Origin of the sequence: Neorhizobium sp. T7_12 (assembly GCF_002968535.1) — a bacterium.
Classification (GTDB): domain Bacteria; phylum Pseudomonadota; class Alphaproteobacteria; order Rhizobiales; family Rhizobiaceae; genus Neorhizobium; species Neorhizobium tomejilense.
On the sequence record NZ_PVBK01000007.1, the window covers coordinates 1 to 23,479 of the forward strand.

The 23,479-nt window shown below is 62.3% G+C and carries 16 protein-coding genes; 8 read left to right on the forward strand and 8 right to left on the reverse strand.

Annotated features, from left to right (window positions below):
• Nucleotides 1-358 precede the first annotated feature (358 nt).
• From C5J26_RS16785 to C5J26_RS16805, 5 genes are all read left to right on the forward strand, one after another.
• A complete protein-coding gene (locus C5J26_RS16785) occupies nucleotides 359-787 on the forward strand; it encodes a cytochrome c-type biogenesis protein (RefSeq protein WP_206051195.1) in 429 nt (142 codons plus the stop codon).
• 146 nt (nucleotides 788-933) lie between these two features.
• A complete protein-coding gene (locus tag C5J26_RS16790) occupies nucleotides 934-2,523 on the forward strand; it encodes a Do family serine endopeptidase (RefSeq protein WP_105402808.1) in 1,590 nt (529 codons plus the stop codon).
• Between the two features lie 156 nt (nucleotides 2,524-2,679).
• A complete protein-coding gene (locus C5J26_RS16795) occupies nucleotides 2,680-3,357 on the forward strand; it encodes a response regulator transcription factor (RefSeq protein WP_046628356.1) in 678 nt (225 codons plus the stop codon).
• Nucleotides 3,358-3,384: 27 nt separating this feature from the next.
• A complete protein-coding gene (locus C5J26_RS16800) occupies nucleotides 3,385-4,776 on the forward strand; it encodes an ATP-binding protein (protein ID WP_172745894.1) in 1,392 nt (463 codons plus the stop codon).
• Nucleotides 4,777-4,808: 32 nt separating this feature from the next.
• The gene (locus C5J26_RS16805; protein WP_105402809.1) at nucleotides 4,809-7,760 is read left to right on the forward strand and encodes a bifunctional [glutamine synthetase] adenylyltransferase/[glutamine synthetase]-adenylyl-L-tyrosine phosphorylase; all 2,952 of its coding nucleotides are present in this window, start codon (nucleotides 4,809-4,811) and stop codon (nucleotides 7,758-7,760) included.
• Between the two features lie 37 nt (nucleotides 7,761-7,797).
• Here the strand turns inward: C5J26_RS16805 and C5J26_RS16810 are convergent, their stop codons facing one another.
• Together C5J26_RS16810 and C5J26_RS16815 are read right to left on the reverse strand one after the other, a co-directional pair.
• On the reverse strand, nucleotides 7,798-10,140 hold the full coding sequence (locus tag C5J26_RS16810; RefSeq protein WP_105402998.1) for a PAS domain-containing sensor histidine kinase: 2,343 nt from the start codon (nucleotides 10,138-10,140) through the stop codon (nucleotides 7,798-7,800).
• Nucleotides 10,141-10,304: 164 nt separating this feature from the next.
• Nucleotides 10,305-11,507 carry an MFS transporter gene (locus C5J26_RS16815; RefSeq protein WP_105402810.1) on the reverse strand — a complete coding sequence of 401 codons (1,203 nt, stop codon included), beginning with the start codon at nucleotides 11,505-11,507 and terminating at the stop codon, nucleotides 10,305-10,307.
• Between the two features lie 121 nt (nucleotides 11,508-11,628).
• On the opposite strand from C5J26_RS16815, the gene C5J26_RS16820 reads away from it, so the two are divergent.
• On the forward strand, nucleotides 11,629-12,192 hold the full coding sequence (locus tag C5J26_RS16820; protein WP_105402811.1) for a TetR/AcrR family transcriptional regulator: 564 nt from the start codon (nucleotides 11,629-11,631) through the stop codon (nucleotides 12,190-12,192).
• A 16-nt stretch (nucleotides 12,193-12,208) separates the two neighbouring features.
• Here the strand turns inward: C5J26_RS16820 and pepN are convergent, their stop codons facing one another.
• Nucleotides 12,209-14,857 (reverse strand): aminopeptidase N, encoded by a 2,649-nt coding sequence (gene pepN / locus C5J26_RS16825; protein ID WP_105402812.1) that lies wholly within the window; start codon nucleotides 14,855-14,857, stop codon nucleotides 12,209-12,211.
• 342 nt (nucleotides 14,858-15,199) lie between these two features.
• On the opposite strand from pepN, the gene C5J26_RS16830 reads away from it, so the two are divergent.
• Nucleotides 15,200-16,138: a DMT family transporter gene (locus C5J26_RS16830; RefSeq protein WP_105402813.1), complete on the forward strand. Its 939-nt coding sequence runs from the start codon at nucleotides 15,200-15,202 to the stop codon at nucleotides 16,136-16,138.
• Between the two features lie 26 nt (nucleotides 16,139-16,164).
• Here C5J26_RS16830 and C5J26_RS32740 read toward each other — a convergent pair whose 3' ends face one another.
• From C5J26_RS32740 to C5J26_RS16845, 4 genes are all read right to left on the reverse strand, one after another.
• Nucleotides 16,165-16,317, reverse strand: coding sequence for a hypothetical protein (locus C5J26_RS32740; RefSeq protein WP_172724101.1), 153 nt, complete (start codon nucleotides 16,315-16,317; stop codon nucleotides 16,165-16,167).
• A 26-nt stretch (nucleotides 16,318-16,343) separates the two neighbouring features.
• The gene (locus tag C5J26_RS16835; RefSeq protein WP_046637552.1) at nucleotides 16,344-16,535 is read right to left on the reverse strand and encodes a hypothetical protein; all 192 of its coding nucleotides are present in this window, start codon (nucleotides 16,533-16,535) and stop codon (nucleotides 16,344-16,346) included.
• 176 nt (nucleotides 16,536-16,711) lie between these two features.
• On the reverse strand, nucleotides 16,712-17,611 hold the full coding sequence (locus C5J26_RS16840) for a uracil-DNA glycosylase family protein (RefSeq protein ID WP_105402999.1): 900 nt from the start codon (nucleotides 17,609-17,611) through the stop codon (nucleotides 16,712-16,714).
• 307 nt (nucleotides 17,612-17,918) lie between these two features.
• Nucleotides 17,919-19,211 carry an Hsp70 family protein gene (locus C5J26_RS16845; protein ID WP_105402814.1) on the reverse strand — a complete coding sequence of 431 codons (1,293 nt, stop codon included), beginning with the start codon at nucleotides 19,209-19,211 and terminating at the stop codon, nucleotides 17,919-17,921.
• A gap of 241 nt (nucleotides 19,212-19,452) precedes the next feature.
• Between C5J26_RS16845 and C5J26_RS16850 the strand changes: the two genes are divergently transcribed.
• Entirely contained in the window at nucleotides 19,453-22,542 is a 3,090-nt protein-coding gene (locus C5J26_RS16850; protein WP_105402815.1) for a type ISP restriction/modification enzyme, read from the forward strand.
• On the opposite strand, the gene C5J26_RS16855 is transcribed toward C5J26_RS16850, so the two are convergent.
• Complete coding sequence (locus tag C5J26_RS16855) at nucleotides 22,539-23,423, reverse strand: LysR family transcriptional regulator (RefSeq protein WP_105403000.1); 885 nt, start codon at nucleotides 23,421-23,423, stop codon at nucleotides 22,539-22,541. The two genes, C5J26_RS16850 and C5J26_RS16855, sit on opposite strands and share 4 nt — an antisense overlap.
• Between the last annotated feature and the right edge of the window lie 56 nt (nucleotides 23,424-23,479).

Below are 23,479 nucleotides of genomic sequence, written 5' to 3' on the forward strand. Positions count from 1 at the left end.
CCAGGTCGGTGAAGCGGGCGGCTCAGCAGCCGGAGCCATCAAGGACAGCCAGAATGACAACCATACCCGCATCACCTGCGCCCAAGCAGCTTCGCACCGCAGTAGGCACTATGAAAAGAGGTAAGGCGGAGTGAACGTGTTTCAGCAGGCCGGTGCGGCAACCTCCCTCTTCTCCCCAGCGGGGAGAAGTGCCGAGCGTATGCGAGGCGATGAGGGGGCCTCACGGCACAAGTTATATGATTGGGAATCGATGGCTACGCCCCCCTCATCCGACCCTTCGGGCCACCTTCTCCCCGTGGGGGAGAAGAGGGGAGGATGCCGGTCCGCCGGCGCTCTTTTCCGATCCTTCCTACTTCTCTTGGCTCTCCTCGCCCCCCTGCCGGCTTTTGCCGTCAACCCCGACGAAGTGCTCTCCAACCCCGTGCTCGAGCAGCGCGCCCGAAATCTTTCGGCGCAGTTGCGCTGCATGGTGTGCCAGAACCAGTCAATCGACGACTCCAATGCGGAGCTTGCCCGCGACCTGCGCGTGCTTGTGCGCGAGCGACTGGCGAACGGTGACACGGACGATCAGGTGATCGACTATGTCGTGTCCCGCTACGGCGAGTTCGTGCTCCTGAAGCCGCGGCTCAGCGCCAAGACGATCATTCTCTGGGCGACGCCGGTCCTGCTGCTGCTGGTCGGTGGCGTGGCGATCCTGGTTTTTGTCCGCACGCGTCCCAGCCAACGCGCGGTTGCGGCGCTCTCCGCCGAGGAACAGGCTCGCATAGAAGAGCTTTTGAAAAAATAGGCGGCGCAAACAGACCGCCGCAAACATTACCAATATTTCATTCGTCCGCCACCTGCAGTTAACCTGCGAGCGCCTATATCTCTTGTCATCCACCGCCTGGCTGACCTCCGGCCAAAATGACTGAAGAGAAGAAGGTAGCTTAAAACATGCGCAATATCGGACGTCCCTCTCTGAAGACCGTCTTGAAGACCACCACGGTTGTTGGTCTTGCCGCGGTCATGCTCTCGAGCGGCATCCCGGCTCAGGTCACGCAGTCCCTTGCTGCTCCGGTCAGCGTCACCGCACCGCAGGCCCCGAGCTTTGCCGATGTCGTTTCGGCCGTTTCGCCTGCCGTCGTTTCCGTGCGCGTCCAGTCCGACGCCCAGCCCGTTTCCGATGACACCAGTTCGTTCAGTTTCGGCGGCCGCGGCTTCGACCAGCTTCCCGATGACCATCCGCTGAAGCGGTTCTTCCGTGAATTCGGCGGCCAGGTGCCGGGCGCTCCCGGTGCTCCGGGCGACCGCAACAACCGCAACCAGGATCGCGCCGACCGCAACGGCCCGCGGGGCCAGGACGGCAACCGTCCTCACCGCCTGCGCCCGGCGGCACAGGGCTCCGGGTTCTTCATCTCCGAAGACGGTTATGTCGTCACCAACAACCACGTCGTTTCGGACGGTTCCGCCTACACGGTCGTTTTGAACGATGGCACGGAACTCGAAGCCAAGCTGGTCGGCAAGGACAGCCGTACCGATCTCGCCGTGCTCAAGGTCGACGCCACCAGCCGCAAGTTCACCTATGTCAACTTTGCGGACGACTCGAAGGTCCGTGTCGGCGACTGGGTGGTTGCCGTGGGCAACCCGTTCGGCCTTGGCGGTACGGTCACCGCAGGCATCGTTTCGGCCCGCGGCCGAGACATCGGCTCCGGTCCCTATGACGATTATATCCAGGTGGATGCGGCCGTGAATCGCGGCAATTCCGGCGGCCCGACCTTCAACCTCTCCGGCGAAGTGGTCGGCATCAACACCGCGATCTTCTCGCCGTCGGGCGGCAATGTCGGCATCGCGTTTGCGATCCCGTCTTCCACCGCCAAGGACGTCGTTGCCGACCTGATGAAGGACGGCAAGGTGGATCGCGGCTGGCTCGGCGTGCAGATCCAGCCGGTCACCCAGGACATCGCCGATTCGCTCGGCCTGAAGGAAGCGTCCGGCGCTCTCGTCGTCGCTCCGCAGGAAGGCTCTCCGGGCCAGAAGGCCGGCATCAAGGAAGGCGACGTCATCACCGCCGTCAACGGCCAGCCGATCAAGGATGCCCGTGATCTCGCCAAGCGCGTCGCCGCCTTCGGCCCCAACACCAAGGTCGATGTCGACCTGTGGCGCGATGGCAAGGCGCAGAAGATCCCGGTCACGCTCGGCAATCTCCAGAGCGACGAAGCCGCCGCGGCCACGCCGAAGCAGCCCGACGCCCCGGCGCCATCCAGCGACAAGGCGCTTGCCAGCCTTGGCATCACCGTCGCTCCGGCGGAAGATGGTTCCGGTCTCTCGGTCACCGACGTCGATCCGGATAGCGAAGCCGCTGCCCGCGGCCTGAAGACCGGGGAAAAGATCGTCTCGGTCAACAACCGCAAGGTCACCAGCGCCGCCGATGTCGGCAAGGTTCTCGACCAGGCCCGCAAGGATGGCCGCACCCGCGCGCTGTTCCAGGTGGCTGGTGAAAACAATACCAGCCGCTTCGTCGCCCTGCCGATCAACGAAGGCTGATTTCTCAAATAGGTCGCAAGGTCAGGGGCGCCGCCGGCAACGGTCGGCGCCCTTCTTCTTTCCATGGAGCGAGTGATGGAGACGGATACCCGATATTCTGCCGGCACCGCAGATTCCCGTAGTGCAAAGACAGGCGCGGACGCTATTGTCCCGCACATGAAGATTCTGGTGATAGAAGACGACTTGGAGGCGGCAGCCTACATGACCAAGGCCTTTCGTGAGGCCGGGATAGTGGTCGACCATGCAAGCGACGGCGAGAGCGGCCTGTTCATGGGAACCGAGAATTCCTACGACGTGATGGTCATCGACCGCATGCTGCCGCGCCGCGACGGGCTGTCCGTCATCAGCGAACTGAGAAAGCGCGGCGTCAATGCGCCCGTGCTGATCCTTTCGGCGCTCGGCCAGGTGGACGACCGCGTGACCGGCCTGCGCGCCGGTGGCGACGACTACCTGCCGAAGCCGTATGCATTCTCCGAGCTTCTCGCCCGCGTCGAAGTGCTCGGTCGCCGCAAGGGGACGCCGGAACAGGACATGGTCTACCGGGTCGGTGATCTGGAGCTTGATCGGCTGTCGCACGAAGTGAAGCGCGCCGGCAAGGAAGTGCTGCTGCAGCCGCGCGAGTTTCGCCTGCTCGAATATCTGATGAAGAATGCCGGCCAGGTGGTGACCCGCACCATGCTGCTCGAAAACGTCTGGGACTATCACTTCGATCCCCAGACCAATGTCATCGACGTGCATGTCTCGCGGCTGAGGTCGAAGATCGAGAAGGATTTCGAAAAGCCGCTTCTGAAGACGATCCGCGGTGCCGGTTACATGATCAAGGACGAGGGGTAAGCCGAGTTGCTGGCACGCGCCCGCCTGATGTTCCGCTCGACGGCCGTGCGGCTGTCGGCGCTCTATATCCTGCTCTTCGCCTTGTGTGCGGCCTTCCTGGTCATTTACGTGACGGCGATGTCCGAACGGCTGCTGGCGCAGCAGACGCGCCAGTCGCTGCAGGAGGAAGTGCAGGAGATACAGCGCGCCTATGAACGGGGGGGCGTCAGCCTGCTCCTGCGGATCATGGAGCGGCGAGCCCGCCAGCCGGGCGCCAACCTCTATGTGATCGCGGGGCCAAACGGCGAAATGCTCGCCGGCAACGTCGCCGCGGTGCAGCCCGGCGTGCTCGACGAGCAGGGCTGGACGGACATTCCCTTCACTTATGAACCCTATACGGAAGTGGACCGCCGCGGCCGGCATCTGGCGACCGCCAACGTCATCCGCCTCGACAACGGTCTGCGACTGCTGGTCGGCCGCGATCTCGGCGACCCGAGCCGGTTCCGCGGCATCGTGCGCCGGGCTTTGATGGTGGCATTGGCCATCATGGGCGTCGGAGCGCTGGTGATCTGGTTCGGCATCGGCCGCAACGCGTTGAAACGCATCGACCGCATGTCGGCGGCGAGCCAGAAGATCATGGCGGGCGATCTTTCGCAGCGTCTGCCGGTCGGCAAGTCCGGCGACGAATTCGACCGGCTGTCGGATTCGCTGAACGCCATGCTCGGACGCATCGAGAAGCTGAACGAAGGTCTGCGCCAGGTTTCCGACAACATCGCCCACGACCTGAAGACGCCGCTGACGAGATTGCGCAACAAGGCGGCCGATGCGCTGGGCGAGGATCGTGCGGATGTGCGCCGCACGGCCCTCGAAGGCATCATCGCCGAATCGGACCAGCTTATCCGCACCTTCAACGCGCTGCTGATGATCTCCCGCGTCGAGGCGGGCTCGATTGCTGCGGAAATGTCCGATGTCGATCTGTCGGCGATCTCCGCCGACAGCGCCGAGCTCTACGAGCCGGCGGCGGAGGAGGCGGGTCTGTCGCTCACCACCGAGCTCGAACCGGGTCTCGTCGTCACTGGCAACCGGGAGCTCATCGGCCAGGCGATCTTCAATCTCCTCGACAATGCGATCAAATATGCTTCCGAAGGAAGCCAGACGCCGAAGATCGGCGTGAAGCTCGCCAGGAGTGACGGCACGCTCAGGCTCTCCGTCTGCGACAACGGCCCCGGCATCCCGGCCAACAAACGGGGCGAAGTGACCAAGCGGTTCTTTCGCCTGGACGAAAGCCGCTCCAAACCTGGCACCGGCCTTGGCCTCTCGCTGGTCGAAGCGGTGATGGAGCTGCACGGCGGGTCGCTGGAATTCTTCGCCACCGACGAGACGAATGCCGCAGCGCCCGGCCTGACGGTCACCATGGTCTTTCCCGTGCCGAAGCCCTAAGTTTCGCCAGGGAAGAATCACGGGAGGTGCCAGTGTCGGAGACCGGAAATCGGCTCGATACGGTGAAGGCGGAGGTGATCCGCCCGCTGAACCAGACGGAAACCAAGGCGGCGATGGCGGCCTTGAAGGATATCGGCAAGTCCGAGCCTTCCGTCGCGGAACTGCTTGGCAAGGATAGCGCGCTCAAGGATTTCATCGTCGCTGCCTTCACCCTCTCGCCTTACCTGCGCGATACCGCGGTCATCACGCCAAGGCTTTTGACGATCGCAATCACCGAGCCGCTTGAGCCGACGCTGGAGCGTCTGGTGGATACGGCCCGCCGGGCCTGGCAGAAGATGGACGGCAAGGCGCCCTCCGAAAACGAGGTGATGACCGCGTTGCGCGCCGGCAAGCGGGCCTTGAGCTTCCTTGTCGCGCTCGCCGATCTGGCCCGTATCTTTTCCGCCAGGGACACGACGCGCTGGCTGAGCCTGTTTGCCGAAGCCTCCGTCGCGGCGGCGATCGATCACCTACTGGTCGCCGGTCACGAGAGCGGCAAACTGAAGCTCGCCGATCTCGAAGAACCGAGCAGGGGCTCGGGCCTCATCGTGCTCGGCATGGGCAAGCTCGGCGGCCGCGAGCTCAACTATTCCTCCGACATCGATATCGTCGTCTTCTTCGACCCTGAAACGGGCATCCTTGCCGATCCGCTCGACGGGTCGGAAGTCTACGGCCGGATGATGCGGCGGCTGATCCGCATCCTGCAGGAACGCACGGCAGACGGCTACGTGTTCCGCACCGACCTGCGCCTGCGCCCGGATCCCGGCTCGACGCCGCTCGCCGTCTCGCTCGATGCGGCGCTGATCTACTACGAGGGCCGCGGCCAGAATTGGGAGCGGGCGGCTTTCATCAAGGCGCGGCCGATCGCAGGCGATATCGCCGCCGGCGAAAATTTCATGCGGCTGCTCACCCCCTTCGTGTTTCGCAAATATCTCGATTATGCGGCGATCGCCGACATCCACTCGATCAAGCGGCAGATCCACGTGCACAAGGGCCACGGCGCGATCGCCGTGAAGGGCCACGACGTCAAGCTCGGCCGCGGCGGCATCCGCGAGATCGAGTTCTTCGCCCAGACCCAGCAGCTGATCGCCGGCGGCCGCATGCCGCCCCTGCGGGCGCGCGAGACGGAAGTGGCGCTGAAGGCGCTCGCCGAGGCGCGGTGGATCGCGCCTGACATCGCCGCCGAATTGACCGAGGCCTACTGGTTCCTGCGCGATGTCGAACACCGCATCCAGATGGTCCACGACGAACAGACCCATAACCTGCCGCAAACCGAGCCCGAACTGAAGCGCATCGCCTTCATGCTCGGTTTTGCCGATACCGCCAGCTTTTCCGCCAGGCTGGAATATGTGCTGAAGACCGTCGAAAAACGGTATGCCCGGCTGTTCGAACAGGAGGCAAAACTGTCCGGCGGCGACGGCAATCTCGTCTTCACCGGCCAGCAGGACGATCCGGGCACGCTGAAGACGCTCGCCTCGCTCGGCTTCGAGCGCCCGGCCGACATTTCCCGCGTCATCCGCACCTGGCATTATGGCCGCTACCGCGCCACCCAATCGGCAGAGGCGCGCGAGCGGCTGACCGAGCTGATGCCGGCGCTGCTGATGGCATTCGGCGATAGCAAACGTGCCGACGAGGCGCTGCTGCGGTTCGACAGTTTTCTGAGGGGGCTGCCGGCCGGCATCCAGCTCTTCTCGCTGATCGGCAACAACCCACCGCTGCTGGCGCTGATCGTCACGATCATGTCCTCGGCGCCGCGGCTTGCCGATATCATCGCCTCCAAGCCGCATGTCTTTGATGGCATGCTGGATCCCGGCCTGATGGCCGAATTGCCGACCCGAGACTATCTTTCCTATCGCCTGGCGGCATTCCTGACCGCCGGCCGGCACTACGAGGAAAAGCTTGACCGGCTGCGCATCTTTGCGGCCGAGCAGCGTTTCCTGATCGGCATCCGGCTGCTGACGGGCGCGATCTCGGGTGCTCAGGCGGCACGTGCCTTCACCCATCTCGCCGACCTCCTGATCGACGCCGCTCTGAAGGCGGTGACGGCGGAGATCCGCAGCGCCCATGGCCTTTATCCGGGCGGCCGCGTCGCCGTCATGGGCATGGGCAAGCTCGGCAGTTTCGAACTGACTGCCGGTTCCGACGTGGATCTCATCCTTCTCTACGACTACGATAACGAGGCGATGGAAAGCGAAGGCGACAAGCCGCTCGATTCCAGCCGCTATTTTACCCGCCTGACGCAGCGGCTGGTCGCAGCGCTTTCGGCGCCGATGGCCGAGGGAGTGATCTTCGAGGTCGATCTGCGCTTGAGGCCGTCGGGCAACAAGGGGCCGGTCGCCACCCGCATCAACGCATTCGGCAAATACCAGCGCCAGGAGGCCTGGACCTGGGAACACATGGCGCTCACCCGCGCCCGGCTGATCTGCGGCGAAGAAAGCCTCGTCGACGAAGCAAAGGCCCTGATCCGCGAAGTGCTGTCGACCAAGCCGGATATCGCCAAGATCGCCAAGGACGTGGCCGAGATGCGCGAGCTGATCGAGAAGGAGAAGCCGCCGCGCGATATCTGGGATTTCAAGCTGGTCCCCGGTGGCCTGATCGATATCGAGTTCATCGCCCAGTATCTGCGGCTGATAGCGCCGGCCAAAGGCGTTGCGCCCGATACCTACGGATTCAGCACGGAAGAAGCCCTGAAGGCGCTCGGCGAAAAGCTGATGAAGCCGGCCGATCTTGATATCTGCGTCGAGGCGCTACGGCTTTTCACCGAGCTTTCGCAGATCGTTAGGCTCTGCGTCGACGGACCGTTCGATCCGGGCGACGCGCCCGCAGGGCTCGTCGAGCGCGTCTGCCGGGCAGGGGATTGCCCGGATATCCGCACGCTGGAGGGCGAGGTAAAGCGGCTGTCGAAGGCGGTGCGGGGAATATTCCAGTCGGTTATCCGGAAGTGAGGGCGCCTCCGCCCCTCATCCGGTTTCGCGGTCGATCTCACGCCACCCGCTTGCGACCGACCAGCATCGGCTGGTCAGGGATCAGCAGCGAGACGACCGTGCCTTCGCCGACCCGTGAGCGGATACGCATCTTTCCGCCGTGCAGGCCGATCAGCGAGCGGGAAATGGCAAGTCCCAGTCCCGAGCCGCCCTTGCTCTTGGCATACTGGCTCTGCACCTGCTCGAACGGCTGGCCGATCTTGTTGAGCGCATCCATCGGAATGCCGATGCCGGTGTCGGCGATCGTCAGCAGCACCCCTTTTTCCATCTTGCGGGCACGCAGTTCGATCCTGCCGCCGTGGTTGGTGAACTTGACCGCGTTGGAGAGTATGTTGAGCATCACCTGCTTCAGTGCGCGGCGATCGGCCACCATGTGGAGGCTGTCGCACAGGCGCTGATGGATGGCGATCTGCTTGTCCTGGGCCGAGATCGAGGTAAGGCGCAGGCTTTCCTCGATCAGCGGCTTCAGGTCGACCGCCTCGCACTGGATGCGCATGTGGCCTGCCTCGATCTTCGACATGTCGAGGATGTCGTTGATGACGTTGAGGAGATGTTTGCCGCTGTCGTGGATGTCCTTCGAATATTCCGAATATTTCGGCGAGCCGAGCGGTCCGAACATACCGTTCGTCAGGATTTCCGAGAAGCCGAGGATCGCGTTGAGCGGGGTCCTGAGTTCATGCGACATGTTGGCGAGGAATTCCGACTTGGCCTTGTTGGCGGCCTCCGCACGGTCCTTTTCCGCCTGATAATTGGCGTTGGCGATCGAAAGCTCGGACTTCTGGCGCTCCAGCTTCTTCTGCGAGGAGGAAAGATCGCCGATCGTCGCCATCAGCCGGCGCTCGCTGTCGCGCAGCCGTTCCTGGTGGCGCTTCAGCAGCGTGATGTCTGTGCCGACCGAGACCAGGCCGCCGTCACGGGTGCGGCGCTCGTTGATCTGCAGCCAGCGCTCATCGGCGAGCTGCACTTCCGTGGTGCGGGAAAGGCCGCTGCCGTCCGGATCGGCGACGCGGCGCTCGATGACCGGGCGCGCGGCGGCGGCGTTGACGGCATGACGCTCGGTGCCGGGCACCAGCACGCTGTCGGGTAGGCCGTAAGCCTGCTGGAAATGGGTGTTGCACATCACCAGGCGGTCGTTCTTGTCCCAGAGCACGAAGGCTTCGGAGGTGCATTCGATCGCGTCCGCAAGACGCTGGTCGGCTTCCGCATAACGCTGGGCAAGGCGGTGCTGCTCCGTGACGTCCATGGCGATGCCGATGACATGGGTACGCCCCTGGCTGGTCTTCACCAGCTGGGCGCGGGCGCGCATCCAGACGTAATGGCCAGCCGCATGGCGCATGCGAAAGACCTGGTCGACCTGCTTGGCATTGCCGCGGCTGATGGCGCGGGCGAGCGCATAAATATTGCCGTCGGTCGGATGCATCATCCGTGCGGCGTCGGTAAACGAGATCACGTTGCCGGCAGGCGGCAGGCCGAGCATTTCATACATCGATCCCGACCAGAACAGGCGCCGATTGCTGACGTCGAAATCCCACAGCCCGCAACGGCCGCGCGACAGCGCCGTCTCGATGCGGAGATTGGATTCGACGAAGGTTTCGTCGGCCTCGCGGGCGCGTTTCACCTGCATGTAGTAAGCATAGAGGATGACCAGCAGGATCGCCGAAATGCCGGTGAAGAGCGTGACGTTGAGGGACACGTCGTGACGCCACGCAAGATTGATGCTCTCCAGCGAGTAGGCCGCCACGATCAGCGCGCCTTCGCTGCCGACCATCTCGATCGCCGCATAGTGCGGAACTTCGCCGAAATAGGTCTCGATCACGCCGCTCTCGTCGCCGAACCGCCGCAGTGCTGCAGTTTCCGGCAGGACGGAGGTCAGGCGCCGGCCGACATAGCTGGCGGCGTGCTTGGTCCCGCCGAAGATCCGGCCGGTTTCGTCGACGAAGAGGAAGAAGGCCTCGGCCTCCATGCGTTCCTGTGGCAGAAAGGTCCCAAGGCGTTTTTCCGCGGCGGCGCGGTCTCGACCGATGAGTGCCGTTGCGTCGCCCGAGAAGGCAGCACTCGCGGTGGCTGCCATCAGCGCGGTTGCCTGCCGTGCGGCATCTTCCATCCGCGTGTATTCGGAAACGATGCCGAGAATGCGCGACGCGGCAACGACGGTGAGGAATGCGATGATAAGAAGAGGGATCGAACGCTTGAGAACGAGTTCCACCCGCGGCATCTGCCGCGCGATGGGCTTGACGGAGAGTCGGGCCTCATCCGGGATGATCCGCCGCAAACTTCCAAAGCTTGGAAATTTTAGACGCAGCCGCCCCTCGGCCGCGGTTGCCCGCTGCACGTCCGACATGGTTTTCATGGTATCCCTCATGGTGATTCGGCGCGCCGCTCGCCCGAATCTGCCTTAATGAATCATTAGTGATTCTTCGTGTCCAGAGGCTTGCTAAGATTTTTTTAACGATTTGATTCAATTGCGAATCGGAAGAGTCCCGCGAGGGCGGCAAACCGGCCATCTCAGGAGACGGCCGGGCTTTCGGAAAGGTTGGTGCGTGTGGCCGCGATCGAAATCACCGCCAGCGTGATGATTGCACCGCCATAAACATACGCGGCATTGGAGAGGCCGAGTGTAGGGGCGATCAGTCCTGCGGCTATCGCGGGGATCGAGAACGCGAGGTAGCTCTCGACCAGGAAGGCTGCGAACAGGCCGGCGCGTTCGTGGCTTTCGGCAAGCGGCAGGACGACCTTCAGAATATTCGAGAAGATCGATCCGAAGCCGAGACCGGCGGCCGCCGTGCCGAGGAAGAGAAGCCCGACGGCCTCAAGGTATACGCCGGAGAGCGTGATCAGGACGCCGATTATCAGCGTGGCCCCGCCGGTGAAGAGAACCCGCTGTGGCGCCCATGTGCGGAAGATGAAGACCGAGGCGGTGGCGCTGAGCATCAGCGTGGCGACGACCGTGCCACCGACGAAGGGCGAGGTGACGCCGGTCGCAACGGCGACTAACGTCGGCATCAGTGACAGATAGAAGCCCGCGAGCGCCCAGCCGGCGATATTGACCGGCGTGACCTTCAGAAGCGTCGCGCGGGCCCGCCGCGGTACGCTGATATGCGGGCGCATGGCGGCGAGCGCGCCCGGCCGTCCGGTGATGGTCTCCGGCATGAAGGCAAGCGCGATGATGCCGGCCACCGTCACGATGAAAAGAAGTGCGTAGATGAGGTGCGTCGGCGCGGGTGCGAAGGCGACGAGCGTGCCGCCGGCAAGCGTGCCGACCATCAGGCCGAGAAAGGCGGTGATGCTGTTGAGCGTCGGCCCTCTGCGCTTGTCGGTATCGAGGATCGTCGCCCCGAAGGTCGGGAAGGCGATGCCGGTCGCGAAACCCTGGACGATACGGCCGACGAGCAGCATCGTGCCCGATTCAGCCAGCATGAAGACGATCAGCGCCGCGGCGTTGAAGATCAGTGCCAGCAGGATCAGCGGGCGGCGCCCGAGATAGTCCGAAAGCCCGCCGACGGTCAGAAGCGCTGCGAGCAGCGCGAAGGAATAGGAACCGAAGATCAGGGTGATCATCGCCGGCGAGAGATGAAAAAGCTCCTGGTAGAGATGGTAGAGCGGCGTCGGTGCGCTGCTGGTAGCGGAGATGAGCATCGCGAATATGAAACTGTAGACCGTCATCCGGAAAGCGGACGGGGAATTGGGCGAGGGGAGGATGCTGCTCATGGCGGTTCACCTTAACGCAAATTCTTAGCGTTAGCCGCATGTAGTTGCATTGCCGGATTAATGCAATATCTTTGCGTTAAGGAATTTCATATCTCCGGCACGTGCCGGCAAGGAGAACAAATTGGCCAGGGAAATGGTGCGCCAGGGTGGGCGCAGTGCCCGCATACAGTCGGAGGTGCACCGCACGGTACGGGATATGCTGAAGACCATGGATCGCGGCGCGATCACCGTGCCGATGATCGCCGAAAAATCCGGCGTGACGCCGTCGACCATCTATCGCCGCTGGGGCGATCTGTCGGAACTCCTGGCGGATGTCGCGGTCGCGCGCATGCGGCCGGTCGCCGACCCGGAAGATACCGGCGCGATGGGGTCCGACCTCGAAACCTTCATTCTTCAATATGCGGAGGAGATGTCGTCGAAGGTCGGACGTTCGATGCTGGCGGACGTGCTCGGCAGCATGGAAGGCGCCGCGGCGGGCCGCTGCTGCCAGTTTACCTACGATCACCTGGAGACGTTGCGCGAGCGCGCCTTGAGCAGGGGCGAGACGGGCTTCGACGTAGGCGAAGCAATCGACGTCGTCGTCGCGCCGATCATCTACCACATCCTGTTCGGCGATCGCGAGCTGACGACCGACTATTGCCGCTCGCTGGTTTCCCGCTTCCTGGAAAAATGCGCCGGCGCTTGAAGCCGGCGCCTTAGGTTCAGCTTTTCAGCATCCGCTCGACGATGTCTCGCACGTCGGTCGAAAGCGTTGCAGCCTGTTCGATCGTGGTCAACGCCGCGCGGGCATGGTCGGCGCGCTGCGGTTCCAGCGATCGCCATGAGCGCATCGAGGTCAGGATCCGGGCCGCGAGCTGCGGATTGCGCGGATCGATCGCCAGGATCTGCTCGGCCAGGAACCGGTAACCTTCGCCGTCGGCGCGGTTGAAGCCGGTCGGATTGCCGAAGGCGAACGTGCCGATCAGCGACCGCACCCGGTTTGGGTTGGTGGCGATGAAGCGCGGGTTTTCCATCAGCGCCCTGACGCGGGCAAGCGCGCCGGCACCCGGAATGGTCGCCTGGGCCGAGAACCACTTATCGACGACAAGAGCGTTGCCGTCGAAGCGCGCGAGGAACGTGGCGAGCGCGTCTGTCGTTTCCGGCGCGTCCGGGAAGCGATGGGCGAGCACCGCCAGTGCCTGGGCGAGATCGGTCATGTTGTCGGCAGACGCGAAGGCTGCGGCCGCGCGGGCCGGCGTCCCTTCCGCATAGGTCAGGTAGGACAGCGCGGTATTGCGCAGCGAGCGCTTGCCGGCACTTGCCGCATCCGGCGTAAAGGCGCCCTTGACCTTCATGTCCTCGAACAGGCGCAGGAAGGTTCTGGTGCCGGCCTTGGCAATTTCCGAAAGAATCGCGTTGCGGCCGGCATGGATCGCATCCGGGTCATTGTTGCCGCCGAGTTCGCGGGCAATGTCTGCCTCGCTCGGCAGCGTGAGCGCCTGGGCGCGGAAGGCGGGCTCCAGCGTCTCGTCGCCGGCGGCTTCGAGAAGTGCTGCGACGAAAGCTGGGTCGCAGGTGATTTTTTTGCCGTCCCGCGCGTTGCGCGCCGCCTGCATCAGGTTCGGCAGGGCAAGATCGGTCAGCGCCTGCCAGCGGGCGAAGAGGTCGGTGTCGTGGCGGGCGATATGGGCAAGATCGGCCGGCGTCTGGTCGAGATGCAGGTTGATCGGTGCCGAGAACGAACGGTTGAGTGACAGGACGGGACGGGAGGAAATCCCCGAGAAGGTGAAGGTCTGCCGGCGTTCGGTCAAATGCAGCACGTCGCCGGTGACTTCGCCGCCCGCGACCTTGGTCGGCACTGCCGCCGAGCCGTTGTCGAGGATGAGCGCGAAGGAGAGCGGGATGTGCATCGGCTCCTTGGCCGTCTGGCCGGGGGTCGCCGGGATCATCTGCTCGAGCGACAGCTTGAATGTGCCGCTTGCCTGGTCGTAGTCGCTCGACACCGTGACCAGAGGCGTGCCGGCCTGGTGATACCAGAGTGAGAACTGCGTGAGGTCGCGGCCGCTCGCATCCGCGAAAGACTTGACGAAATCCTCGACCGTCGCGGCCTGTCCGTCATGGCGCTCGAAATAGAGGTCCATGCCCGCCTTGAAGTCGTCACGGCCGAGAAGCGTGGCGATCATGCGGGTGACTTCCGAGCCCTTTTCGTAGACGGTGGTCGTGTAGAAGTTGTTGATCTCGCGGTATTTGGTCGGGCGGACCGGATGCGCGAGCGGACCGGCATCTTCCGGGAACTGCTCCGATTTCAGGTGCCGCACCTCGGCGATGCGCTTCACCGCGCGCGAACGCTGGTCGGCGGAAAACTCGTGGTCGCGATAGACCGTCAGGCCTTCCTTGAGGCAGAGCTGGAACCAGTCGCGGCAGGTGATGCGGTTGCCGGTCCAGTTGTGGAAATATTCGTGGGCGATGATCGCCTCGATATTGGCGTAGTCCTGGTCGGTCGCGGTTTCCGGGTCGGCGAGAACGTATTTGTCGTTGAAGACGTTGAGGCCCTTGTTCTCCATGGCCCCCATGTTGAAGTCCGACACGGCGACGATCATGAAGATGTCGAGGTCGTATTCGCGGCCGAACCGCTCCTCGTCCCACTTCATCGAGCGCTTCAGCGCGTCCATGGCATAAGCCGCGCGTGCCTCCTTGCCATGCTCCACATAAATCTTCAGCGTCACCTCGCGCTCGGACATGGTGACGAACGTGTCCTCGACAACCCCGAGATCGCCGGCGACCAGCGCGAAGAGATAGCTAGGCTTCGGATGCGGGTCGAACCAGGCGGCAAACGCGCGGCCCTCGTCGTAACCGGCGCCGCCGAGGAAATTGCCGTTCGACAGCATGACCGGATTGGCGGCCTTGTCGCCGATGATGGTGATCGTATAGGGCGCCAGCACGTCCGGCCGGTCCGGGAAATAGGTGATGCGGCGGAAGCCTTCCGCCTCGCATTGGGTGCAGTAGATGCCGTTGGTCCGATAGAGGCCCATCAGCTGGGTGTTGGCTTCCGGATTGATGAAGGTGGTGACGGTGATTTCGAAGGGAGCGTCGGCCGGCAGGTCGCGGATCGTCAGGCTCTCCGGCGTCGCATCGTATTGCGCCGCGGGCACTTCGTTCTGGTCGAGCAGCAGTCCGGACAGCGTCAGTTCGTCGCCATCCAGCACCAGCGGCGCCGAAGGGTCGACACCTTGGCGCCGGTGGAAGATCAGCCGCGCATCAACCTTGGTGTTGGTTGGGTCGAGCTCGAAGGTCAGATCGACGCGTTCCAGGACGAAGTCGGTGGGGCGGTAATCTGCCAGATGAACGATCTGGCCCGTATCTGTTCGCATGTTGCTTCCTGAACCGGCTCTTCAAATTGGTGTCGGGAGCTTCGCAGCACTCCCTCGAACTGGCACACACACCCGTCGCCGCGGGGATAATTGCACGCAATGCTAAACGATTGTTGAAACTTTGGCTAAAATAAAGCGTGATTTTGATCCGCTGTATTTCGCGCAATCTTTCACAAGGTCACGGATATTGATCGACCTATCATCAGTTTTGATCCCCCTCACGGCACTTTTCCGTTACTTTGCCGTCAAACTGAATCTCACCCGATCGTCTCCCCAAAACGCCCTCTCCGTGCCGGACCGGATTTCCGCCGAAAATCCCCCAAGAATCCCCATGAGTTGTTGATGGCCGCCGATGCCCTGAATCCCCTGCGTGGGATCATGTTCAAAGTCACCTCCGTGGTGGTCTTCGTGATGATGCAGACCTGTATCAAATCCGCAGGTCCCGATATCCCGGCAGGCCAGATCACCTTCTATCGTTCCGCCTTCGCGCTTGTGCCGATCATGGTCTATCTCGCCTTCCAGGGCGAGTTGCGCGGCGCCTTCCACACGAACAGCCTGACCGGCCATGTGAAACGCGGTTTTCTCGGCATCCTGTCGATGGTTTTCGGCTTTTACGGCCTGGTGCACCTTCCGATGCCGGATGCGATCGCGATCGGTTATTCCTCGCCGCTCCTGGCGGTCGTCTTCGCCGCGATCTTCCTCAAGGAAACGGTGCGTATCTATCGCTGGAGCGCGGTCATGGTCGGCATGGTCGGCGTGGTGATCATCTCCTGGCCGAAACTCACCATGTTCGAACAGGGCGGAATGGGCTCGGAGCAGGCGATGGGCGCGGCCTCCGTCATCCTCTCGGCGGTGCTGGCCGGCTTTGCGATGATCCAGACGCGCCAGCTCGTGCGCACCGAGAAGACGGCGACGATCGTGCTTTATTTCTCGCTGTCGGGCGCTCTGTTTTCACTGCTCAGCCTGCCCTTCGGCTGGGCAGAGCTGACGATGCCGGAGAAGCTTTTCCTGATCGGTTCCGGATTTTGCGGCGGCGTCGGCCAGATTTTGCTGACCGAAAGCTACCGCAATGCGGATGTCTCGACGGTGGCGCCGTTCGAATACACCTCGATCCTTCTCGGGATCTGCATCGCCTATGTTCTGTTCGGGGATGTGCCGACGGCGGCCATGCTGGTCGGGACGGCGATCACGGTATCGGCGGGGATTTTCATCATCTACCGCGAGCATCAATTGGGGCTCGAGCGGAAGGCGGCGCGCAAGGCTTCGCCGCCGGGGGCTTGACCCCCGGGGCTTGAAAAGCCGGATGCTTAAAGCGGGATGGCCGCGGCGACCGGGTTGGTCGCTTCGGCGGAGGCGCGCACAGCACCGGCGCGGCTGTATTCGCGCGATGCGTTCACGGCAGCGCCGATGTGAGAAAAGTTCTCACGCAGCGTGCGGATCGGGTGGAGGATGGCCGTCATGGCTGATGCTTCCTTGGGTCGCGCGATCAACGTTCGCGGAAATCGGCGAAGACCGAAGCCGGACGAGTGACGCCGACCGTGCGCGCCATGGCGCAGGAGGTGAGCTGCTCGTTCGTCGCGGAGCCGAAATGGTGATAGCCCTTCGTCGAGCGCGGCGACAGGCCGGCGATGCGAAGAGTTTCGAAACCCGAATGGATCGGGCGGAAGCGGGTCGTCATTGGCCTTGGTTCCTTAAACCTAGAATTCCTCCCAAGACACAGGCCTAATATTGCAATGCAGCATCGATTCTGCAATGCAGCAAAACGCTGCACTGCCATGCGCCGGTTGCATGGCATTTTTCATATTTCCGTAACTTTACTGAAATTAGGGTTCAATTTGCCTGAAATGCGGGCAATCACTGCGCCGACAAACGCATTTTGAACATCAAAAGGTCCTGCCAAGCGAGCGCCTTGTTGGCAGGGGCCGCGAGCAGTTCCTGCGGATGCAGGGTGGCGATCGCCGAAAGCGTCACGCCGCCGAAACCAATGTCCCGCCATTCGCCACGCATCGAATGGATCGTCCCATTGCCGCCGAAGAAGAAACGGGCCGGGAAATTGCCGAGCAGCAGCAGGAGTTTCGGCTCGGCGAGCGCCACCTGACGCTCCAGGAACGGCCGGCAGATATCCATCTCCGCCTGCGACGGCATGCGGTTGCCCGGAGGCCGCCAGGGGATGACGTTGGTGAGCAGAACGCCGTCGCGGGAAAGCCCGATCGCGCCGAGCATGCGGTCGAGCAACTGTCCCTGGCGTCCGGAAAAGGGAATGCCGTCGCGGTCGTCGTCCGCATTCGGCATCGGGCCGATCACCATGATGCCGGAAGCGGGATTGCCGCTCGCAAATACCGTGTTGCGCGCGCCGTTCTTCAGGTTGCAGCCGTTGAAGGCCTCGAGCGCCGTCTTCAGTTCGTCGAGCGAACGGGCGCTTTCGGCCGCAAACCGTGCCGAGGCGACCGCCTGTTCGTCCGGTACCGATACGGGCGCGGAGGCGGGTGGAGGTGCTGACGCGCGGGCCGTCGGGGCTGTGCGTTTCGGCGTTGCCGCGGCTGCCTGGGAGGTCGGCGCCTGTTCATAGTTCGTCGGCTGCTGCTGCCGGGCAGACGCGGGCGCCCTGGCATCGGCCTGCGCCGCCTTCTGGGCCGCAAATTGCGCGAGCCGGTCCACCGGCTCATCCTCGACAAGCCACTCCACGCCCGCATCCGCATAGAAATGCAGAAGGGCGGCGAGCTCGGAGGCGTCCATGTCTTTGGCGAGGTTCATCTGATTCACACTACAGCATGTCGCGTGCGAGAGGGAACCGGTTTTGGGCTCGAACGGGCGTTGGCATGTGGACGGCGGCGGAGCGGCAGTCTCCCGTTAATCTCCCCACTTGAGGGGGAGATGTCACCGAAGGTGACAGAGGGGGGTAGCGACGGTTCGGCAAATGCAGTGGCAGAAGAGTGTGCCGCGGCACCCCCCCTCTGCCCTGCCGGGCATCTCCCCCTCATGGGGGGAGATCGGCTGGGCGCACGGCCGTCGCCCACGCGCGGAACTCCGCAGATAGTGGCATGCAACGGAGAAAACGCCCTCAAGCCGCCCATTGCGCGACATTGTCGCTCTCGCCGATCAATGCCAATCCGTGGGCGATCGACAGCAGTTCGCCGCCGGTCTCGATCTTGCCGGCATCGAATCGCTGCGTGAAAATCCGCCGCACCGCCGGCACGAAGGAGGTGCCGCCGGTCAGGAACACCTTGTCGATCTCGGAAGGCGCGGTGCCGGTCTTTTGCAGCACCTCGTCGAGCGCACCTTCGATGCGGCCGAGGTCCTCGGCGATCCAGCCTTCGAAATCGGTGCGCTTCACCATTTTCCGGCCGGCACGCCCAAGCGGCGCGAAGTTGAATTCCGCTTCCTCGGCTCCCGACAGCGCCATCTTGGTCGCCGAAATCGCCTGGTAGAGCGGGTAACCTTCGTCATGGTCGACGAGATCGACGAACAGTTCGAGCTTTTCCGGCTCCAGCGCCGAGCGCACAAGCGATTTCAGGTCGGTGAATTCGCGGCTGGTCTTGAAGATCGACAGCTGGTTCCAGCGGCCGAAATTGACGTAATAGCCGGCCGGCACGTCCAGAACCTTGTCGAAACTCTTGAACTTGCTGCCCTTGCCGATTTCCGGGGACACCAGGTTGTCGATCATCCGGTAGTCGAAATGGTCGCCCGCGACGCCGACGCCGGAATGGCCGATCGGGGTGGCGGTCAGCTTGCCGGCCCTGGTTTCGAAGCGGATCAGCGAATAGTCGGTCGTGCCGCCGCCGAAATCGGCGACGAGAACGGTGGCGTCGCTCTTCAGCGTCTGGGCAAAGTAATAGGCGGCGGCGACCGGTTCGTAGACATAGTGGATTTCCGGAAAACCGAGCCGCGTCAGCGCCTCGTTGTAGCGCTCGGTCGCCAGCTTCGGATCCGGATTGGCGCCGGCGAAATGCACCGGCCGTCCGGCGATCACCCGCGACACGTCGGTCGGCCAGTTGTCGTCGGCATAGATCTTCAGGCGCTTGAGGAAGATCTCCATCAGGTCCTCGAAGACGTGCCGGCGGGCAAAGACCAGCGTGCCCTGGAACAGCGCGCTTGCCGCAAACGTCTTGATCGACTGCAGGAAGCGACAGTCGCCGGGATTGTCGATGAACTGGCGGATCGCCGCCTGTCCGGCCTCGACCTTCAGCGCCTGCGCCCCCATCACCGGATCCTTCATGAAGGAGAGCGCGGTGCGCATCGAATCGCTCTCGCCGGCGCTGCTGGAAAAACGCATCGAATGCGTGGCGCTGCCGCCATCCGCCAGTGCCAGAACCGTATTGGTCGTGCCGAAATCAAGCCCGAGCGCCCGTGCCATCGCCGTGCTCCTTTTACCCATCGAAGATCATTGAACCGGAACCCCCGGCAATGCGCCGGCAGGTTCCGAATGTGAAAAGGGCGCTTCTGGCGCCCCGGAATTTTTGAGAGGGCGGGTGATCGCACAAGGCAGGCGGGATGGCAAGGGGAGGCTTCGCTTTGGCAGCGGTTGTGGGGTGTGCAAGATTTCGCGCTTCCGCTTGGAGCCGCTGCGTTCTAATGTCCCGGCTTCAGGGGGATTCATGAGTCAGCAGCTTATCAATCAATATCTTGCCGAGATCGATCGGCTGCGGAAGTTTTCCGGCCTTTCCAACGAACAGATCATCCGCCCGGCCTTCCGGCGCCTCCTGGACTCGTGGGCGGCGTCCGACAAGCTCGTCTTCCTGGAGGAATATCCGGTCCAGACCACTTTGAAGACGACCGTCTATCCGGACGGCACCGTCCTTCACGATATTCGCGTGCCTCTCGGCTATTGGGAGGCCAAGGACACCAAGGACGATCTCGACGAGGAGATCCGCAAGAAGCTCGCCAAGGGCTATCCGCAGGACAATATCGTCTTTGAAAATTCCGAAACGGCGGTGCTGATCCAGAACCGCCAGGAGGTCACCCGCGCCTCGATGACCGATACGGCGAGCCTGTCGCGGCTGGTCTCGCTGTTCTTTTCCTACGAGCGGCCGGAAATCGCCGAGTTCCGCAAGGCGGTCGCCCGGTTCAAGGCCGATCTACCGACGGTTCTCGATGCGCTGCGCGCGCGGATCGACACCGCCTATGGCGATAATGCACCTTTCCGGGCCGAGGCGGCCCGTTTCCTGAAAACCTGCCAGGAAACGATCAATCCGACGCTCGGCGAGGCGGATGTCCGGGAAATGCTGATCCAGCACATCCTGACCGAGGAAATCTTCACCCATATCTTCAATGAGGGCGATTTCCACCACGAGAACAACATCGCCAAGGAACTCTATGCGCTCGAAGGGAAATTCTTCACCGGCGCGGTGAAGCGCGACACGCTGAAGGGGCTGGAACCCTATTATGCGGCGATCCGGGCGAATGCGGCGCAGATCAACAGCCATCCGGAAAAGCAGACCTTCCTGAAGCTGATCTACGAGAATTTCTACAAGGTCTACGATCCCAAGAAGGCCGACCGCCTCGGCGTCGTCTATACGCCGAACGAGATCGTCAAGTTCATGATCGAAGGGGCCGATTGGCTCTGCGAAAAACATTTCGGCAAGAACCTGATCGACGAGCATGTCGAAATCCTCGATCCGGCAACGGGCACCGGCACGTTCATCTGCGAACTTCTCGAAAGCTTTCGCGGCGACCCGAAGAAGCTCGCCCACAAATACAAGAACGAGCTGCATGCCAACGAAGTGGCGATCCTGCCCTATTACGTCGCCAACCTGAATATCGAGGCGACCTATGCGGCGATTACCGGCCAGTTCGCCGAATATCCGAACCTCTGTTTCGTCGATACGCTGGACAATGTCGGCGGGCTGGGCATCCGCTCCGGACACCAGCACGACCTTTTCGGCGCCATGTCGGAGGAGAACGTCGCCCGCGTGAAGCGCCAGAACGCCCGCAAGATTTCGGTGATCATCGGCAACCCGCCCTATAATGCAAACCAGGCAAACGAGAACGACAACAATAAGAACCGCGACTACCCGGCAATCGATAAGCATATAAAAGATAGCTACATCAGGCTTTCTAGAGCTCACAAGACCAAGCTCTACGATATGTATGCGCGCTTTTTCCGCTGGGCGTCGGACCGCATGCACGACGACGGCGTGTTGTGCTTCATCACCAACCGCTCCTTCATCGACAGCCGCACATTCGACGGGTTTCGCAAGGTGGTCGCCGACGAGTTCCACGAAATCTACGTGGTCGATCTCGGCGGCGACGTGCGAGCCAATCCGAAACTGTCCGGCACCAAACACAATGTCTTCGGCATCCAGACGGGTGTGGCCATCTCCTTCTTGGTCAAGCGGCGCAAGCAGAAGGGCTGCAAGATTTTTTACGCCCGCCGACCGGAATTCGACACGGCTGAAGATAAGCTCGCGTTTCTTGGCGCGTCGAAGCTGTCAACGCTTAATATGGAACGTTTCGAGCCCGATGAAAGTTCAAACTGGATCTCTATTGGGAATTTTGAGTTTGATACGTTCTTACCGATGGTGAAGAACAAGCTTAGCTCCAACGCTAAGTTGGAAAATAGAAATTCGCTTTTCTCTATTAGTTCGTACGGAGCGATTTCGTTGCGGGATGGATGGGTTTTTGACTTCAATAAGGATAATTTAGAAAGAAAGTTGAATTATTATATTGATACTTTCAATGAGGCGCAGAGATCGGTAACTCGCCCGCTGTCAGCGAATTGGGAAGACAATATCGATTATCGAATTAAGTGGTCCCAAGACGCACGCCGGAAACTAGAGCGTGGAGACGCGTTAGAATTTCGTGAATCTTCAATAACGAGAGCTTGCTATCGCCCGTTTGCGACGAGGTGGTTCTATTATGATTCGGAGCTGAATTGGTCCCTTTATCAGTTGCCTTCTATATTTCCTCTTGGAGGAAATAATATCTCTATTGCATTCAGTGATGTGGGGAGGCGATCTGAATTCATGGCTTTATGTGTGGATGGGCCTTCAGATATTCACTTTGGTGCGTCAATAGATGCATACCAGCAGGTCCCCCTCTACCGCTACACCTCCACCGGCGAGCGGGTCGATAACATCACCGACTGGGGCCTGAAACAGTTCCGCGAGCACTACGGCAAGGGCGAAAAAATCACCAAGGAAGACATCTTCCACTATGTCTACGGCGTCCTGCACGATCCGGTCTATCGCGAGAAATACGCGCTGAACCTGAAGCGCGAATTCCCGCGCATTCCCTTCTATCCCGATTTTTGGACTTGGGCCGGCTGGGGCAAAAGGCTGATGGACCTGCATATCGGCTATGAGGCCGTCGAGCCCTGGCCGCTGGAGCGCCTCGATACGCCCGACGAAAAGGCCCGCGCGGCCGGCGTCTCGCCGAAAACCGTCCTCAAGGCAGACAAGGACGCCGGCATCATCCGGCTCGACGGCGAAACGACGCTCTCGGGCATTCCGCCCGAGGTCTGGACCTACCGCCTCGGCAACCGCTCCGGGCTCGAATGGATCCTCGACCAGTACAAGGAAAAGACCCCCAAGGACCCGACGATCCGCGAAAAATTCAACACCTATCGTTTTGCCGACTACAAGGAAAAGGTCGTCGATCTCCTGACGCGCGTCACCCGGGTCTCGGTCGAGACGGTGGCGATCACCGAGGCGATGAAATCCGCGCGGCGGGCGGCGGAGGAGACCTAGGTTTTCGCCCGCGTCTCCGCCGCCTGCTGCGCAAGCCAGTTCCTGAACATCTCCATCGCCGGCGTCACGGTGCGTGATTTCAGCCGGGTCAACCAGTAGCTGCCCTTGGAAATATAGACTGGAAACGGCTGTTCGATCATGCCGGCGGCAAGCTGGCGGGAGAACATCAGGGGAGGGGCGAGCGCCACGCCGGCCCCTTGCATCGCCGCCTCGACCATTAGCACGGAACTGTCGAAGACCAGCCCGCGGATCTGCGGCGGGGCGACTTGCGCCGCCTCGAACCAGCTCGGCCATTCGTCGGCGCGGTAGGAGCGCAGCAGCACCTGGTGCACGACGTCCTCCGGGGTCTTGATCTGCCTTGCGATCGCCGGAATGCAGAGGACGGACAGCGGCGCCTCGAACAGCGGCTCCACCTCGATATCGTGCCAGGCGCCGTTGCCGAACTTGATCGTGTAGTCGAGCCCTTCGGCGGCGATGTCGACGCGGTTGTTGTTGGTGGAAAGCCTGAGATCGATGAACGGGTATTTCTCGCGGAAGTCGGAAAGCCGCGGCAGCAGCCAGCCGACCGCCAGCGTGCCGACCACGCCGAGTTTCAGCACCTCGCGCACATGCCCGTCTTCGAAGCGCTCCAGCATGGCGGCCATGCGGTCGAAACTCTCCTGCAGCGCCGGCAGCAGCGCCAGGCCTTCCTCGGTGATCATCAGCCCGCGCGGCAGGCGGCGGAACAGCGTCACGCCCAGCCGCTGTTCGAGCAGCTTTACCTGATGGCTGACGGCGGCCTGGGTGACGCAGAGTTCGATCGACGCACGGGTGAAGGAGAGATGCCGCGCGGCCGCCTCGAAGGCCCGCAGCGCGTTCAGCGGCAAATATGGTCGAACCATGGCCATGCCCTAATTTGATTCATGCCTGACCGCAGATATCATCGTTTGATTAGGGC